The sequence below is a fragment of the Devosia sp. 67-54 genome (assembly GCF_001899075.1).
Taxonomy (GTDB): domain Bacteria; phylum Pseudomonadota; class Alphaproteobacteria; order Rhizobiales; family Devosiaceae; genus Devosia_A.
Map to the genome: position 1 here is coordinate 355,758 of NZ_MKVA01000008.1, position 16,680 is coordinate 372,437.

Annotated in this window: 19 protein-coding genes; 10 read left to right on the top strand and 9 right to left on the bottom strand. The window is 67.4% G+C overall.

The annotated features are described in order from the left end of the window. Positions 1–58: 58 nt before the first annotated feature. From BGO82_RS15010 to BGO82_RS15030, 5 genes are all read left to right on the top strand, one after another. Positions 59–1,036 carry an SPFH domain-containing protein gene (locus tag BGO82_RS15010; protein ID WP_291306416.1) on the top strand — a complete coding sequence of 326 codons (978 nt, stop codon included), beginning with the start codon at positions 59–61 and terminating at the stop codon, positions 1,034–1,036. 26 nt (positions 1,037–1,062) lie between these two features. Continuing rightward, entirely contained in the window at positions 1,063–1,512 is a 450-nt protein-coding gene (locus tag BGO82_RS15015) for an NfeD family protein (RefSeq protein WP_291306417.1), read from the top strand. A gap of 55 nt (positions 1,513–1,567) precedes the next feature. Beyond that, complete coding sequence (locus BGO82_RS15020; protein ID WP_291306418.1) at positions 1,568–1,864, top strand: DUF6516 family protein; 297 nt, start codon at positions 1,568–1,570, stop codon at positions 1,862–1,864. Continuing rightward, positions 1,837–2,217: a transcriptional regulator gene (locus tag BGO82_RS15025; protein ID WP_291306419.1), complete on the top strand. Its 381-nt coding sequence runs from the start codon at positions 1,837–1,839 to the stop codon at positions 2,215–2,217. The genes BGO82_RS15020 and BGO82_RS15025 overlap by 28 nt, the downstream gene beginning before the upstream one ends. Before the next feature lie 74 nt (positions 2,218–2,291). Then, positions 2,292–3,497, top strand: a complete 1,206-nt coding sequence (locus tag BGO82_RS15030; protein WP_291306420.1) for an outer membrane beta-barrel protein — start codon at positions 2,292–2,294, stop codon at positions 3,495–3,497. Positions 3,498–3,510: 13 nt separating this feature from the next. Here BGO82_RS15030 and galU read toward each other — a convergent pair whose 3' ends face one another. Beyond that, positions 3,511–4,383: a UTP--glucose-1-phosphate uridylyltransferase GalU gene (gene galU / locus BGO82_RS15035; RefSeq protein WP_291306421.1), complete on the bottom strand. Its 873-nt coding sequence runs from the start codon at positions 4,381–4,383 to the stop codon at positions 3,511–3,513. An 82-nt stretch (positions 4,384–4,465) separates the two neighbouring features. Here galU and galE point away from each other — a divergent pair, with 82 nt between their 5' ends. From galE to BGO82_RS15050, 3 genes are all read left to right on the top strand, one after another. Continuing rightward, positions 4,466–5,452: a UDP-glucose 4-epimerase GalE gene (gene galE, locus BGO82_RS15040; RefSeq protein WP_291306422.1), complete on the top strand. Its 987-nt coding sequence runs from the start codon at positions 4,466–4,468 to the stop codon at positions 5,450–5,452. A 76-nt stretch (positions 5,453–5,528) separates the two neighbouring features. Beyond that, complete coding sequence (locus BGO82_RS15045; RefSeq protein ID WP_291306423.1) at positions 5,529–6,722, top strand: lytic murein transglycosylase; 1,194 nt, start codon at positions 5,529–5,531, stop codon at positions 6,720–6,722. 154 nt (positions 6,723–6,876) lie between these two features. After that, on the top strand, positions 6,877–8,055 hold the full coding sequence (locus BGO82_RS15050; RefSeq protein WP_291306424.1) for an SGNH family hydrolase: 1,179 nt from the start codon (positions 6,877–6,879) through the stop codon (positions 8,053–8,055). Positions 8,056–8,070: 15 nt separating this feature from the next. Here the strand turns inward: BGO82_RS15050 and hemH are convergent, their stop codons facing one another. Further along, positions 8,071–9,132: a ferrochelatase gene (hemH, locus tag BGO82_RS15055; protein WP_291306425.1), complete on the bottom strand. Its 1,062-nt coding sequence runs from the start codon at positions 9,130–9,132 to the stop codon at positions 8,071–8,073. 56 nt (positions 9,133–9,188) lie between these two features. Next, the gene (locus tag BGO82_RS15060; RefSeq protein WP_291306491.1) at positions 9,189–10,532 is read right to left on the bottom strand and encodes an Nramp family divalent metal transporter; all 1,344 of its coding nucleotides are present in this window, start codon (positions 10,530–10,532) and stop codon (positions 9,189–9,191) included. A gap of 162 nt (positions 10,533–10,694) precedes the next feature. Between BGO82_RS15060 and BGO82_RS15065 the strand changes: the two genes are divergently transcribed. Then, positions 10,695–10,946 carry a hypothetical protein gene (locus BGO82_RS15065; RefSeq protein WP_291306426.1) on the top strand — a complete coding sequence of 84 codons (252 nt, stop codon included), beginning with the start codon at positions 10,695–10,697 and terminating at the stop codon, positions 10,944–10,946. A gap of 73 nt (positions 10,947–11,019) precedes the next feature. After that, a complete protein-coding gene (locus BGO82_RS15070; protein ID WP_291306427.1) occupies positions 11,020–11,256 on the top strand; it encodes a hypothetical protein in 237 nt (78 codons plus the stop codon). A 1-nt stretch (position 11,257) separates the two neighbouring features. Here the strand turns inward: BGO82_RS15070 and BGO82_RS15075 are convergent, their stop codons facing one another. The 6 genes from BGO82_RS15075 to eda form a co-directional block, all read right to left on the bottom strand. Next, a complete protein-coding gene (locus BGO82_RS15075) occupies positions 11,258–13,102 on the bottom strand; it encodes a DUF1007 family protein (RefSeq protein ID WP_291306428.1) in 1,845 nt (614 codons plus the stop codon). Positions 13,103–13,148: 46 nt separating this feature from the next. Then, complete coding sequence (locus tag BGO82_RS15080; protein WP_291306429.1) at positions 13,149–14,045, bottom strand: LysR family transcriptional regulator; 897 nt, start codon at positions 14,043–14,045, stop codon at positions 13,149–13,151. Positions 14,046–14,107: 62 nt separating this feature from the next. Continuing rightward, on the bottom strand, positions 14,108–14,791 hold the full coding sequence (gene modB / locus BGO82_RS15085; protein ID WP_291306430.1) for a molybdate ABC transporter permease subunit: 684 nt from the start codon (positions 14,789–14,791) through the stop codon (positions 14,108–14,110). A gap of 24 nt (positions 14,792–14,815) precedes the next feature. After that, entirely contained in the window at positions 14,816–15,571 is a 756-nt protein-coding gene (gene modA, locus BGO82_RS15090) for a molybdate ABC transporter substrate-binding protein (RefSeq protein ID WP_291306431.1), read from the bottom strand. A gap of 65 nt (positions 15,572–15,636) precedes the next feature. Next, entirely contained in the window at positions 15,637–16,008 is a 372-nt protein-coding gene (locus BGO82_RS15095; RefSeq protein ID WP_291306432.1) for a LysR family transcriptional regulator, read from the bottom strand. Beyond that, entirely contained in the window at positions 16,008–16,646 is a 639-nt protein-coding gene (gene eda / locus BGO82_RS15100) for a bifunctional 4-hydroxy-2-oxoglutarate aldolase/2-dehydro-3-deoxy-phosphogluconate aldolase (RefSeq protein WP_291306433.1), read from the bottom strand. Before eda ends, BGO82_RS15095 begins: the two co-directional genes overlap by 1 nt. Positions 16,647–16,680 lie beyond the last annotated feature (34 nt).

Consider the following 16,680-nt stretch of genomic DNA (forward strand, 5'->3'; position numbering starts at 1 on the left):
TTGAACAGAACGGCGCCGCAGTCCCGCATCCACCCCGGCGCCGGCGAGGGAGATGTCGATGCTTCTCGATGGTATGAGCATTACGCTGATCGTGATTGGCGTGCTGTTGGTGCTGGTGCTGCTGGCAGCGGTGAAAACCGTGCCGCAAGGCTACAATTACACGGTCGAGCGCTTCGGGCGCTACATCCGCACCATGAAGCCGGGGCTGAGCCTGATCATTCCCTTCGTCGACGGCATCGGCCGCAAGATGAACATGATGGAGCAGGTGCTGGAGGTGCCGCAGCAGGAGGTGATCACCAAGGACAACGCCACGGTGACGGCGAACGCGGTGACCTTCTACCAGATTCTCGACGCCGCGGCGGCCGCCTACGAGGTGGCCAATCTGCAGAATGCCGTGCTCAACCTGACGATGACCAACATCCGCACCGTGATGGGGTCGATGGACCTCGACGAGCTCCTGAGCCATCGCGACGAGATCAATTCGCGGCTGCTGCGCGTCGTCGACGCGGCGGTCAGCCCCTGGGGCCTCAAGATCACCCGCATCGAGATCAAGGACATCGATCCGCCGCGCGACCTGGTGGAATCGATGGGCCGGCAGATGAAGGCCGAGCGCGAAAAGCGCGCCGCCATTCTCGAGGCCGAGGGCCGGCGGCAGTCGGCCATCCTGCAGGCCGAGGGCATGAAGCAGGCGCAGGTGCTGGAGGCCGAGGGCCGGCGCGAGGCGGCGTTCCGCGACGCCGAGGCGCGCGAGCGCTCGGCGGAAGCCGAGGCCAAGGCGACGCAGATGGTGTCGGACGCCATCGCCTCGGGCAACGTGCAGGCGATCAACTACTTCGTCGCCAACAATTACATCAAGGCGCTGGAAGGATTGGCCAAGTCGCCCAACCAGAAGGTGCTGATGCTGCCGGTCGAGGCGGCCAGCGTCATCGGCGCCATCGGCGGCATCGCCGAGATCGCCAAGGAGACGTTCGGCGGCGAACGGCCGGCGGCGACGCCGCCGCGCGGCAGCGGCCGCCCGCCCTCCGCCGGCAATTGAGGCGAAACGATTAGAGGGGAATTCCAATGGTTCTGCTCGACCTGTTCGTCACCTACGGACCCTGGGCCTGGTTCGTCACCGGGCTGGTGCTGCTGGCGCTGGAGCTGGTGGCGCCCGGCGGCTATTTCCTGTGGCTGGGCGCCGCCGGCATCGCCACCGGGCTGCTCGCCTTCATCCCCGGCCTCGGCTGGCCGTGGCAGGTGACCATCTTCGGCATCCTCGCCATCGCCATCGTGGTGGCGTGGACGCTGGTCTCGCGCAACCGCCGGCATCGCACCGACAACCCGTTCCTCAACCGCCGCGCCGACCGCTTCATCGGCCACGAGGCGATCATCGACGAGCCGATCCGCGACGGCTTCGGCCGGCTGACGCTGGACGACACCATCTGGCGCATTGCCGGCCCCGACCTCGCCGCCGGCGAGAAGGTGCGGGTGGTCGGCGCCGACGGCGCGGTGCTGAAGGTGGAGCCGGCCTGACGCTGCTGTTGGAGTCGTGGACAACAGCCGGCTGTTGGAGTAAAGTCCAACAGCGATGGATGCTCGGCTGATCTTCAATGAAGAGTCCCCGGCGGGCGACACCGCCGTTGCTCGCATTGTGATTTGGGAGCTTCCCAGGAAGCTGCCTGGCAGCGACCACAGCTACAAATACAGCCTCGCGCTGATCGATGGGCGGACCAATATATTCCGCTATGACAATGAGGCCGGCAAAGGTGACCACCGGCACGTCGGTCGCCGCGAGTTCCCCTATTGGTTCGTGAGCATCGATCAGTTGCTGGAGGACTTCTGGAAGGACGTGGACGAGTGGCAAAAGTCGAAAAGAAAGTCGTAACCATCGGCGTCACAACGATCGAGGAGGCCAAAGCCCGAGCATCGCGGGCTATCCGGACGCGGGAGTTTCCCGGCTATGGCATCTATTTTCTCGATCTCGAACTGATGTGGCGCGTACTTGCTCCCAAGCGCTGGGACATCCTGAGGGCAATGGTCGGGCAAGGACCAATGTCCATTCGTGAAGTGGCACGGCGTGTGGGACGTGACGTGAAGGCTGTCCACGGTGACGTCAAGGCGCTGAAGCTCACCGGTATCGTCAAGGCCGAGGAGCGCAAGGTCGTCTTTCCCTATGACGAGATCCACATCGACGTGACCATCCGGCCGTCAACAGAAGCCCTGACGAAAGCCGCCTGAGCACGCTCGCAAGGCTTCCTTAACCATAAGCTGCAAGGGTTTGTTTACGCCGCCCGAGGCGTGGGAGCCCGAGTTTGCGCCGCCCGATCCGCATCGCCGGAGCCCTGTCTGCTGCCCTTGTCGTCGGCGGCGGGCTGGCGCTTGCCGGCGCGGCGCTGGCGCAGGAGGCGCCGGCGAACGACGATCCCGGCGGGCCGCTGATCGATCTCGACTGGAGCGTGGCGCTGCGCGGCAGCTATACCGCCGACAGCGCCAAGGGCTCGCGCTACGAGGCGATCGTGGCGCCGGAGGTGTCGCTGACGCGGCACTATCTGGGGGGCGACGCCAGCATCGGCGCGGGCGCCGCGGTGTCGGTCGACCAGAACAAGACCATCCGTGTCGACGAGGCACACGCCAATGCCGCCTTGAGCTTCACGCTCGACCAGTTCACCACACTCAAGGGCAGCCTGTCGCTTTCCGATACCCAGCTCAGCCCGTTCGATGCGTCACTGCCCGCCAATACGCTGAGCGGGCCGAACGAGCTGACCGGCACGGCCACGGGCAGCGCCACCCGCCGCTTCGGCCAGTTCGACGTGACCGGCACCCTCACCGGCGAGCGCTTCATCAAGGGGCCGACGACGCTTGCCGACCTCAGCACCATCGACAATTCCGACCAGAGCTACTGGATGGGACAGGCGAGCCTGCGCACCGGGCTGGAGTTCACCGCCAAGACCTCGGTGTTCGTCGAGGCGAGCGAGGCTTACACGCTCTACGACAGGCCCAACCCCTCGCTGCTCGTCCACACCAACAACCGCACGCTGCAATTGCGCGGCGGCGTGGCGTTCACGCAGCCCGGCACGCTGACCGCGGAACTGTCGGCGGGCCGCGCCTGGATCGACTACGCCGACTCCACCCTCACCGACCGCCCGGCCTGGGTAGCCAATGGCAGCGTCAGCTTCACCCCGGACGAGACGGTGACGCTGGCGGCCTCGCTCGACACCAGCGTCGGGCCATCGGCAAATACGGCGGGCGACACCGATGTCGCCTATACGCTGACCGGCAATGCCGGCTACCGGGTCAACCCCTGGCTCACGCTGCGCGGCTCGGCCGGGTTCAACCACACGCTGACGCTGGGCACTTCGGCGGTGGACCAGGGCTACAATGCCGGCGTCGGCGCCGACCTCTCGACGTCGCGCCACACGGCGTGGACTTTCGACTATCTGTTCAGCCACGACCAGAAGACCGGCAATCCGGCGACCGACAGCCACAGCGTGACCCTGGGCCTGAAATTCCGGAAATAGCCGCCGGCTGATCTCAGCCGAGCTGGAGTTTCCTGAGCTCGGCGCGGAACGGGCCCGACAGGTCCGGGCGGTCGAGCGCGTAAACGACATTGGCGAGCAGGAACCCGACCTTGCCGCCGCAATCGAAGGACTGGCCCTTGTATTTGACGCCGGTGAAGCGCTGCGTGGTCATCAGCGTCTGCATGGCGTCGGTCAGCTGGATCTCGTTGCCGGCGCCGCGCTTCTGCCCGGCGATCAGCGAGAAGATCTCGGGCTGCAGGATGTAGCGACCGGAAATGATGAGGTTGGACGGCGCCTCTTCGCGCTTTGGCTTTTCCACCATGGCGGTGATGGCGAACCCCTCGTCCGGCCCCTCGCCGCGGGCGACGATGCCGTATTTGAAGACGTCGTCCATCGGCACTTCCTCGACGGCGATGACGTTGGCGCCGTCCTCATAGGCGTCCATCATCTGCCTGAGCACGCCCGGCGTGCCCTTGAACAGCATGTCGGGCAGCAGCAGCGCAAACGGCTGGTCACCCACCAGTTCGCGAGCGCACCACACGGCATGGCCGAGGCCCAGCGGCTCCTGCTGGCGGGTGAAGCTGGCCTGGCCGGCCTGCGGCAGCTCGCGCTGCAGCTCGTCCAAGGCCCAGGTCTTGCCGCGCGCCTCGAGCGTGTGCTCGAGCTCGAATTGCTTGTCGAAATGATCCTCGATAACACCCTTGTTGCGGCCGGTGACGAACACCAGGTGCTCGATCCCCGCCTCGCGCGCCTCGTCGACGGCGTACTGGATCAGCGGCTTGTCGACGACGGTCAGCATCTCCTTGGGCATGGCCTTGGTGGCCGGCAAAAACCGTGTGCCGAGGCCGGCCACCGGGAACACCGCTGTGCGAACGCGCTTGGACAAGGGGAGACGCTCCGAATCGGGGCATAAGAGTGTTTCAACCAGGCGACATTAGCATTTTGCCGCTTAATTGGAGATTAGCCGGATGACGGTGCTTGTAACGGGTGGTGGCGGCTATATCGGCAGCCATATGGCGCTGAGGCTGGGCGACGCCGGCGAGCCGACGGTGGTGCTCGACAATTTCACCACCGGTTTCGACTGGGCCGTCGATCACCGGGCGACGCTGGTGACTGGCGATGCCGGCGACATGGAGTTCGTCGGCGGGCTGATCGCCGAGCACGGGATCACCGAGATCATCCATTTCGCCGGCTCCATCGTGGTGCCGGAATCGGTGACCGATCCACTCAAATACTACCGCAACAACACCGCCACCTCGCGCAATCTGCTGGAGGCGGCGGTGAAGGGCGGAGTGCAGCGCTTCATCTTTTCCTCGACCGCCGCCGTCTATGGGATGACCGGGCTGGCGCCGGTGGAGGAAACGACGCCGCTGAGCCCGATGTCGCCCTATGGCCGCTCCAAGCTGATGACCGAGTGGATGCTGGCCGACGTCGCCGCAGCGCATCCGATCAAATACGGCGTGCTGCGCTATTTCAACGTCGCCGGCGCCGACCCCAAGGGCCGCTCCGGCCAGTCGACGCCGCTCGCGACGCATCTGATCAAGGTCGCAGCGCAAACGGCGCTCGGGCAGCGGCCGAAGATGGACATTTTCGGCACCGACTATCCGACGCCCGACGGCACCTGCGTGCGCGACTACATCCACGTCACCGATCTGATCGAGGCGCACAAGCTGCTGCTCGACCATCTGCGGGCCGGCGGCGAGTCGACCACGCTCAACTGCGCCTATGGCCAAGGCTATTCGGTGCGGCAGGTGGTGGATACGGTGAAGGCCGTGTCGGGCGTCGATTTCCGCGTCGACGAAGGCCCGCGCCGCGCCGGCGACCCGGCCTCGATCACCGCCACCGGCGAGAAGGTGCGCCAGCAACTGGGCTGGGTGCCGCAGCACGCCGATCTGCGCGAGATGGTGCAGACGGCGCTCGACTGGGAGCGGTACCTGCAGCGGCGGAATCGGTAGAGGCGGCCGTCAGGTTTCCAACACACTTGCGTGGCACCATTCCCGCATCGTCATTCCCGCGCATGGGGAACGAGCAATGCGACTGCTGATATTGGTATTGCTGGCTTCGTTCCTCGCGGCTCCCGCGCACGCCGCGTCGTTTTCCGACTTCCTGCATGCGTTTCGCGCCACCGCCATCGCCTCGGGGGTGAGCCCCGACGTCTATGATCTGTCGACCGCCGGGCTGACTCCGGACCCGACGATCAAGACCCTGGTCGAGACGCAGCCGGAATTCACCACGCCGATCTGGAGCTATATCGACCAGCGGGTGAGCGACACGCGCATCGCCAGCGGCAAGGCGGCGATCGACAAGAACCGCGCTCTGTTCGCCGCGACCGGCAAGCGTTTCGGCGTCGACCCCTATGTGCTCGGCGCCATCTGGGGCATCGAGACCAATTACGGCTCGGTGCTGGGCAACAAGAAGCTGATCAAGCCGGTGATCCGCTCGCTGGCGACGCTGGTGTGGCAGCATCGCGGCCGCTACGAGGGCGACAAGGCCGATTTCATCGCGGCGCTGAAGCTGGTGCAGCGCGGCCCGCTCGATGCCCGCCACCTGCTCGGCTCGTGGGCCGGCGCCATCGGGCACCTGCAGGTCAACCCCAGCAACGTCATCGCGCACGGCACCGATGGCGACGGCGACGGCAGGATCGATCTGCAGGATTCGCTCGCCGATGCGCTGGCGACCAGCGCCAAATTCCTGCTCGACCTCGGCTATGCCCCCGGCGTCGACTGGGGCTTCGAGGTCAGCGTGCCGCGCAATTTCGACTACATGCTGGCCGACCGCACCACGCTGAAGCCGATCTCGGTGTTCGCCGGCCTGGGCGTGAAGCGGGTCAGCGGCAAGCCCTTCGCCGACCCCTCCGTGCCGGTGTTCTTCTACGCCCCGGCCGGTGCCAAGGGCCCGAAATTCCTGATGACCAGGAACTACCTCGTGCTCAAGGGCTACAATTTCTCCGACAGCTACGCGCTCGCCGTGGCGCATCTCGCCGACCGGCTGAAGGGCGCCGGCGCGTTCCAGGCGAGCTGGCCGCGCGACACGAAATTCCCCGACCTTGCGCAGCGCAAGGACATCCAGGCGGCGCTGATCCGGCTCGGCCTGCTCAAGGGCGAGGTCGACGGCCGGCTCGGGCCGATAACCTCGGCCGCCTACGCCCGCTACCAGGCGAGCCGCGGCGAGGTGGCCGACGGCTTCATCACCCTCGACAGCTGGCGCGAGCTCACGGGGCAATAGTGGGGTGGCGCGAGGCGGCGCCCGAAGGTGGATGAGGGGGAGCCCAAGCCGGTTTTGCTTGTGCTCTGTCCGACCGATGCCAAACGGGATCGCTCGGCCAACCGCCGTGAGGGAGAGCCTTCATTTCGCCGCGCCGAACGGGCATAAGGGCGTCATGCTCCGCCGTCTCGTCGTCCTGATCCTGGTCGCGCTGTTCGTTGCCGGCGATGTCGCGCCGGTGGCGGCGCAGGGGCTGTTCGGCGGCGGCGGCGACCAGTCGCAGAGCCAGCAGCCGCAAAAGAAGCGGCGGACGCTGTTCGACATGCTGTTCGGCGGCGGCCAGCAGGAAGAGACGCCGCCCCCCGCGCCGGTGGTGGTGAAGCCCAAGAAGGCGACGCTGCCCGCTCCCGCCAAGCCGGCGGCCGAGAAGGCGGCGAACGCGACGCGGCTGGCGGTGTTCGGCGACTCCATGGCGGTCGATCTCGCCAAGGCGCTCGACCGGCTGTACCAGGACGATCCCAACATCGTGGTGATCAACCAGGGCGTCGGCTCGTCCGGCTTCGCGCGCCCGGATTTCTTCGACTGGGACAAGACGGCGGTCGATCAGGTCAGCAAGAACAGCTTCGACATCGCCGTGATGATCGTGGGCATCAACGACCGGCAGACGATCAAGCTGCCCGACGGTTCGGTGAAGCCGCTGACGCCGGAATGGACCGACGCCTACAAGCAGCGCGTGGCCGATTTCGTCGCCGCCATCAAGGGCGCCAACAAGCCGCTGATCTGGGTCGGCCTGCCGCCGATGGCCAAGGCGGATTTTTCCACCGCCATGGGACAGATCAGCTCGATCCAGCGTTTGGCGGTGTTCGCCGGCGGCTCGGACTTCCTCGACATCTACGACAAATTCGTCGACGACGACGGCAACTACACCTCGACCGGCCCCGACATCAACGGCACCATCGTGCAGATGCGCAAGGGTGACGGCATCCATTTCAGCGCCGCCGGCGCCGATAAACTGGCGTTCTATGTCAGCCAGTCGCTGAAACTCTATTACCATGGCAGCGGCGGGGTGGGCATCGACATCGCCGACGTGCTGGCCGGCACCGACGCCGCCGTGATGGTGCGGCCGCCCTACCAGGGGCTGGGGCAGACGCGGCTGCTCGAAATCGCCGGCGCCGTGGTGCCGCTGAGCCAGACGCCCAAGCGCGCCGCCGAACTCGTCACCGCGTCGGCCGTGCGTACGGATACGCCCTTCGACCTCAGCCAGATGCTCGATGCCCCCAAGGGCCGCGTCGACGCCTTCGGCGTGGGCAAGGACCCGGCGCAGCCCGAGCCGGCCGCCGCGGCGGCCAACTGATCCGCGAGGTCCGGCCTACAGCCAGCCCGCCAGCTCGCGCCGCACCACCGCCTCCAGCATCGCCATGCCGCCGTCGCTGTCGTTGAGGCAGGGGATGTAGGCGTAGTCGTCATGATTGCCGCCGGCATGCACATATTGCTCGCGGCCGGTGATCGCCAGCTCCTCCAGCGTCTCGATGCAGTCGACCGAGAACGCCGGCGCCAGCAGCGCCACCTTTCGTTTCTGCCGGCCCAGCTCCTCGATAGTATCGGCGGTGTAGGGCTTGAGCCATTCGTCCGGGCCGAAGCGGCTCTGGAACGTCACTTTGAGATAGTCCTCGCTCCAGCCCAGCCGCTCGCGCACCAGCCGCGTCGTCGCGAGGCAGTCGCAATAATACGGATCGCCCTTCAGCAGATACTCGACCGGCATGCCGTGATACGAGGTCAGCACCACATCCGGCTTGAACGGCAGCGCCGCGACGCCCGCCGCGATGCTGTCGCTCAGCGCCGCTATGTATTCGGGCGTCGCGTAATAGGGCGGCAGCGTGCGCAGCGCCGGCTGCCAGCGCAGCCGCTTCAGCACGTCGAACACCGCATCGTTGGCGGTCGCCGTCGTCGTCGCCGAATATTGCGGATAGAGCGGACAGACGAGAATGCGGGTGCACCCCGCCGCGAGCAGCGCCCGCAGCGTGCTCTCGGTCGAGGGGTTGCCGTAGCGCATGCCGAAGGCCACCACCACCGCGTCGCCCAGCCGCGCCTGGAGCTTTTCCGCCTGCCGCCGCGAGATCACCCGGAGCGGGCTGTCGCCGGCCGCGTTGTCCCAGATCTTGCGGTAATTGGCGCCGCTCTTTTGCGGCCGCACATTGAGGATGATGCCCTGCAGGATCAGCTGCCAGATCGCCGGATTGGTCTCGATCACCCGCCGGTCACTGAGGAACTGGCTCAGATAGCGCCGCATCGGCCAGTAATCGGGCGAATCCGGGGTGCCCAGATTCAGCAGCAGCACGCCGACCTTCGGGTCCTTGATCGTCGGGTGGTCGGCGGGTTTGAGGACCGGCATGGCGCTTTTGGTGAGAAAGGTCGAGGCGGCGCGCACCATATCTGCCGTCGCCCGCGACGCAAGCTCCGCGATTGTCGCGGGGGCCGGCCCGCGGCCTAACCCAGCCCGCCGGTCGCGAAGTCGAACAGCAGCTTGGCGTTGAGCCCGATGATCAGCGTCGCCACCACGGCGGCGATCGCCGTCAGCCAGCGCGGCGAGACGAGATCGCCCAGCTTCTGCCGGCTCGCCGTGAACAGCACCAGCGGCACCACCGCAAACGGCAGCTGGAAGCTCAGGATCACCTGGCTGAACACCAGCAAGCGGCCCGCCTGCGCCGCGCCGAACACATAGACCGCGATCAGCGCCGGGATGATGGCGATGCCGCGCGTGATCAGCCGCCGCGCCCAGGCCGCCATGCGGAAGCGGATGAACCCTTCCATCACGATCTGCCCGGCCATCGTCGCCGTCACCGTCGAGTTGAGGCCGCAGGCGATGAGCGCGATGCCGAACAGGATCGGCGCCAGCGTCGAGCCGAGCAGCGGCGTCAGCAGATGCGAGGCCTGCCCGATGTCGGTCACCACCTCGTGGTGCGGGTAGAACACCGCCGCCGCCAGCACCAGCAGCGAGGCATTGATGGTGAGCGCGAAGGTGAGCGCGAACACCGAATCGAGCGTCGAGAATTTCAGCGCCTCGCGCTTTTCGGCGAGGCTGTCGCCATAGGCGCGCGTCTGCACGATACCCGAATGCAGATAGAGGTTGTGCGGCATCACCGTGGCGCCGATGATGCCCAGCGCCAGGTACAGCATGTTGGGATTGTGCACGATTTCGGTGGTCGGCGCGAAGCCGCGGATCACCCCGCCCCAGTCGGGATTGGCGAGCATGATCTGCAACACGAAGCTCACCGCGATCACCCCCAGCATGGTGATGATGAAGGCCTCGATCCAGCGGAAGCCCTTGGCCTGCAGGAACAGGATCAGGAACACGTCGAGCGTGGTGATGATGATGCCGAGCTCGAGCGGGATGCCGAAGATCAGGTTGAGCCCGATCGCCGTGCCCACCACCTCGGCGAGGTCGGTGGCGACGATGGCGATCTCCGCCAGCGCCCAGAGCGGCCACGCGATCCAGTGCGGAAAGGCGTCGCGGCAGGCCTGCGCCAGATCCTTGCCGGTGCCGATGGCGAGCCGCGCGCACAGCGACTGCAGGATGATCGCCATGATGTTGCTGAGCAGCGCGACGAACAGCAGCGTGTAGCCGAACTGGCTGCCGCCGGCGAGCGAGGTCGCCCAATTGCCGGGGTCCATATAGCCCACGGCGACCAGATAGCCCGGTCCGACGAAGGCGAGGAACCGCCGCCAGGTCGGCGCATCCTTGGGCAGGTGGATGGAGCGGAACACCTCCACCAGCGGCGGGGTGGTGCTGTCGCGCAGCCAGCCGGGCCGGCGTGAGGGGAGGGCGTCCATGGTGTTCGTGGTCATTGCGGGGACCGTCCTTGTAGCCGGCGCTATTCGCCATTGCAAATCATTCGCAAGAGATATTCTTGTTGCGAATGATTTGCAAGAAGCATCGGTGGAACCAATCGCGATGTCGCGGATTCCTCGGCGGGGCTCAGAAATCGGGGTCGCTTGACTGAACTCACCAAGGACGAAGCGCGCGAGGAAACCCTCCGCCGCTGGCGGGCATTGCCCGCCCAGGAGCGCGAGACGGAGGACCAGATGCAGGTCTTTGCCGCCGCCCTCGCCGAAGAGCTGGATTTCCGCACCATGGCCAATTCCCGCAAGCTCATCGTGAGCTGGCTGCGGCGCGAGCGCGACGGCCTGCCGCCCTGGGGCAACGTGCCGCCGGAATCGGAAACGCGCCGGGACGCCGCCGAATGAGCGCCGCCGTTAACCTTTCGTTAGCCATGGCGGCCGATGCTGGCGGCTTCGGTTGCCCCTCAGGAGGCCCGACATGCAACTGACCAAACAGGACGCCGAAGCCGAAGCCATCCGCCGCTGGTACGAGCTGCCCGAGGATCTGCGGCAGACGCCGGACGACGCCGAGGCCTTTGCCGCCCACATCGCCCCGTCGCTGGATTTTCCCTCGATCCTCGAGCGCGAAAAGCTGCTCGGCGCCTGGCTGATGCGCGAGCTGTTCCGCTCGCGCCAGGCCGAAAAGAACGCCGAGGCGAAGACCCGGGCCGCCTAGCTCATACGCTCGCCAGCAGCAGCACCACGCCGAACGCGAACACGCCAACGGCGGCCAGCAGCTCGGCCCACCACACCAGCATGCCGGTGATCTTGTTGTCGGCCCCGGCCACGCCGCGGGCGAGGCCCTTGAAACCCACCGCCAGCGCCGCCAGCGTGCCGGTGGTGATCGCCGTGCCCACGCCCATCAGCAGCACCGCCACGATGCCCGCCAGCAGCAGCCCCTGGCTCAGCGCGAAGGCGAGCACGATCAGCGCCCCCGAGCACGGCCGGATGCCCACCGACAACACCACGCCCAGCTGCTCGCGCCAGCCGCCACTGAGTTGCGCCGGCGTCACGATATGGGCGTGCCCGTCGTCATGCTCGTCGTGGCCGTCGTCGCCGTGATTGTGCCCGTAATGCGCGTGCCCCGGCAGCCGGCCATAGGCGTCGGGGCCGGCCTCGGCCACCCGGAACGCGGTGAGCGCCGGCCCGCCCGCCGCCAGCGCGTGCGCCGGCGTCCCCATATGCTTGCGCGCCAGCGCCTGCATCGGATTGGCCGCGGCCGCCATCGCCTCGGGCTCGTCATGGTGGTGATGATGGCCCCAGCCGAACAGCTTGCGCAGGATCAGCCACAGCCCGAGCAGCGCCACCAGCCCGTAGGACAGGATGCCGATCCAGTTGGCGGCATCGCTCATCGCCATCGCCGTCATGCCCAGCAGGCTCGCCGCCACCAGCACGAAGCCGATGGCCACCAGCGATTGCAGCATCGCGGCGATGAAGCTCAGCAGGATGCCGCGCCGCACCTGCGCCTCGTTGGCGAGCACGTAGGACGACACCACCACCTTGCCGTGCCCGGGCCCGGCCGAGTGGAACACCCCGTAGAGGAAGCTCAGCAGCCCCAGCACCCAGAAGCCGGTCCAGTCGGTCTTGAGCCCGCTGAGCGCGTGCTCCAGCGCCATGTAGAAATCCACCTGCTTCTGCTGCACCCAGCCGAGAAAGCCGGTGCGCGGCAGCTTGAGCCCCGGCTCGTTGGGCGCCGACCCGAACGGCAGATTGCCGGCAAGGATCGGCGAGGTCAGCCCCTGCTGCGCCGGCGGATTGGCGGCCGGCGTGGTCTCGGCCATCTGCGTCGCCGCATCGAGCGCGGTCGACGCCGCCGCCGGTGCGGTGGCCGCCGCGCCCTCGGCTGTCGCCGGCTTGCCGGTCAGGCTGCCGCCGGGGCAGTTGATCAGGATCGCCCCCTGCATGCCGCGCAGCGCCTGCTCCAGCTCGGGCGGCAGCTTGGTGACGTCGGGCGGCAGCGCGTAGAGCGCATCGGCCAGCTCCGGCGGCATCTCCTTGGCGTCCTGCATGGCGATGCTGCAGTTTTTCGGCGCGTTGACCAGCGTCACGTCGCTCGCGTCGTGGAAGGTGATGGCGACGTAATATTCCGGATCGTCGATGGAGAGCTCGAGCGATTTGCGGATGGCATAGGGCTTGGCCAGCGCCACGTCGAAATTCAGCGTCGTCTGCTTGCCGTCATAGTCGATGCTGGCGTGGCTGCCATGGCTGAACGGCAGGTTCGGATCGTTCCCCTCGCCGGCGAAGGTGTAATATTGGTAGTCGGCCAGCCCATTCATGTTGTCGTCGGCGAGCGGCTGCAGCTCGGCCCGCGAATATTTGCCGTCATTGTTGGTGTCGAGCCCTTGGATCGACCAGGCCGAATAGGCCTGGTCGAACGTCCAGGTGTTGTGGATCGACACCACCTCGCCCGCATCGTTGAAGGTGATGGCGGCCTTGGCATCGACGAAGATGTGCGGATGCGCCAGCGCGGGCAGGGGCAGCAGGGCGCACAACCCCACCAGCGCGGCAAAACGGCGACGCATATTCCCACCTGCCCCTGTTCCGGCACCGCCGGAACCAATCGTCCAGTCAGACCGGGTGGGCTTCGAACCACGCCACCAGGTGATCGATGAGCGCCCGCACCTTGCCGGCGAGATGCCGGCGATGCGGGTACACGGCCTGCAGGCTCGCGCCCGTCTGCACGTAGCCGTCGAGCACCCTGATCAGCCTGCCCGACGTCAGCATCGGATCGGCGAGGTAGCCGGGCAATAAGGCAAGCCCAAGGCCGGCCAGCGCCGCGTCGCGCGCCGACAGCGGCGAGTTGACCCGCACCGGCCCCTGCACGTGGATCGACACCGTCTGCCCGTGGTCGACGAAGCGCCAGTTCGCCTGCCCCTGCAGATTGGTGTCGACGATGCAGGCATGGTGCCTGAGCTCGTCCGGCGCCTGCGGCGCGGCATGCGCCCGCAGATAATCGGGCGAGGCCACCACCGAATGCTGCATGTCCGAGATCCTGCGCGCGATCAGCGAGGAATCCTGCGCCGCCGAAATGCGCAGCGCCACGTCGATCCCCTCCTCCACCAGGTCGACGAAGCGGTCCTCGAGCCGGAGGTCCAGCGTCACGTCCGGGTGCTCGGCGAGGAAGGCGAAGATCGCCGGCGCCAGGATCATCTCGCCGAAATTGCGCGGCGCCGACACCCTCAGCAGTCCGCGCGGCGCCGCCGTCTGGTCGAGGATCGACGCATCGAGGTCGTCGAGCTGCTGCAGCAGCTGGCTGGCCTCGCGGTAATACGCCTCGCCCGCCTCGGTGAGGCTGAGCTTGCGCGTCGTCCGGTTCATCAACCGCACCCCGAGATAATCCTCGAGGTCGGTCACGTATTTGCTCAGCAGCGCCTTGGACCGCCCATGCTGGCGCGCCGCCGCCGAAAACCCGCCGGCATCGAACACCTGCACGAACGCCCGAATGCGCGCGAGATCCTGAGACATGCGAACAGTGATAGGCGATCGTTCGCCCTCGGGCAACGGCACCGGCCATGCCGTCGGCTGCACTATCCCGTCAGCCGGCCGAACCTGCGATCCAGCAGCATCGTCGCCGTCACCACCACGAAGGCGAACACCACCATGCCGGCGCTCAGCCAGTGCGCCCCCGCCCATTCGCCGCGCTCGACGAAATCGTAGATGCTGATCGACAGCACCTTGGTGGCGCCGGGAATGTTGCCGCCGATCATCAGCACCACGCCGAACTCGCCCACCGTGTGCGCGAAGGTGAGGATCAGCCCGGTGACGAGACCGCTGGCGGACGCCCCCAGCACCACGCGCAGGAAGGTCTGCACCCGCCCCGCCCCCAGCGTCGCCGCCGCGTCGAGCGTATCCTGGTCGAGCCCCTCGAAGGCGACGCGCAGCGGCTGCACCATGAACGGCAGCGAATAAAACAGCGAGCCGATCAGCAGCCCGAGGAAGGAAAAGGCCAGCGTCCGCGCCCCCCACAGCGACGCCAGCGCCCCGCCCGGGCCGTTCGGCCCGAGCGCCAGCAGCAGATAGAAGCCGATCACCGTCGGCGGCAGCACCAGCGGCATCGCCACCAGCGCCGCGATCGGCTCGCGCCAGGCGGTGCGCGTCCGCGCCAGCCACCACGCGATGGGCGTGCCGACCAGCAGCAGCACCAGCGTGGTGGCCGCCGCCAGCGCCAGCGTCAGCGTGACGGGAGAAGCGATATCGGCCCAACTCGGCATGGCGACCTCTAAAACCGCGTTCCGCTACTCCACCGCGTACCCTGCGGCCTTGATCACCGCCACGGCGGCGTCCGACTTCACGAAGTCGAGGAACGCCCTGGCCACCTCGTTGCTCTCGCCATGCTTGAGCAGAACTGCGTTCTGGCGGATCGCCGGATAGTCCTCCTGCGGCGGCAGCCAGATCTGCGTCGCCGGCTTGCCCATCACCTGGCTCAGCGCCACGAAGCCGAGCTCGGCCGAGCCGCTGTCGACGAATTGCAGCGTTTGCGTGATGTTCTCGCCGGTTACGATCTTGGGCGTCACCGCCGCGGTCAGCCCGAGCTTGTCGAGCACCGCCATGGCAGCCGCGCCATAGGGCGCCGATTTCGGATCGGCGATGGCGATGTGCTGGAACGCATTGGCCTTGAGCGCCTCGTCGCCCTTGCTCACGTCGAGCGTCGGCGAATACAGCACCACCTTGCCCACCGCATAGGTGAACTCGGTTCCGGCGACGCCGAAACCATCCTTGACCGCCGTCGCCGTGCGCTTGTCGTCGGCGCTGAAGAACACATCGAACGGCGCCGCCTGGGTGATCTGCGTATAGAGCCCGCCGGTCGCCCCGAAGCTCAATTGCACGTCGTTGCCGGTCGCCGCCTTGAACCTCGCCGCGAGGTCGGTCGCGACCTGCGTGAAATTGGCAGCGACGGCGGCGTTGACGATGGCGGCCTCGGCTGCCGTGACACTCGCGAGGGCGGTGACGGCCAGCGCAAGCCCGAGGAAAGAACGGCGCGGCAGGCGCATGGGGCGCTCCGATATGTTCGTTGAACCATATCGCTTGTCGCAAAGCCGCTGCGGCCGGGCAAGCGTTATTTCCGCCAGGAAATATCGAGCCGCTTGCCGACCGCCGCAACATCCGGTGCGATGGCGCGGCGCGCCGCCTGCTGCATGGCGCGGTAGCGCTCGAGCACGAATTGCCCGTCGGCGCTGAGGCTGGCGCCGCCCTGCCCGGCCCCGCCGCGCGAGGTTTCGACCAGCGGCCGGCCCCAGCCGGCGTTGAGCGCCTGCACCAGCCCCCAGGCGCGCTTGTAGCTCATGCCCATGCGCTTGCCCGCCGCGGCGATCGAGCCGGTCTCGGCGATGCCCTCGAGCAGGTCGGCCCGCCCCGGGCCGACATAGAAATCGTCGGTGAAGGTGACGCGCAGATGCGTGAGGCCGGGCACCCTGCTCGGCGCCCGCATCAGCCCCTCTTCAGCGCCGCGGCCTCGCGCGCCAGGCCTTCGATGCGGGCCCAGTCGCCCGCCTCGAGCGCATCCTGCGGCATCACCCACGAGCCGCCGACGCAGATCACATTGGGCAGCGCCAGGTAGGTTCTGGCCTTCACCGCGTCGATGCCGCCGGTCGGGCAGAAGGTGATGTCGCTGAGCGGCGAGGCGAACGCCTTCAGCACCGCCGCCCCGCCCAGCGCCTCGGCCGGGAAGAATTTGAGGAAATAATAGCCGTGCTCATGCGCCGTCATCGCCTCGGTCGGCGTGCCGATGCCGGGCAGCAGCGGGATCGACACCTCGTCGGCCGCCTCGAGCAGGCGCGGGCTCGCCCCCGGCGACACCATGAACTTCGCCCCCGCATCCACCGAATGGCCCATCTGCAGCGGCGAGCGCACCGTACCCGAGCCGACCACCGCGCCCGGCACCTTGGCCATCTCCTCGATCACCTGCAGCGCGCGCGGCGTGCGCAGCGTCACCTCCAGCACCGGCAGCCCGCCGGCCACCAGCGCCTCGGCCAGCGGCCGCGCCTTCTGCACGTCGTCGAGGATGATCACCGGAATCACCGGCGCGAGGGACAGCGTCGAGCGCAGCACTTCGGCGTCTTGCGGCATGGTCGGCTCCTTGGCTCTGCTGGTGAGTTAGGGG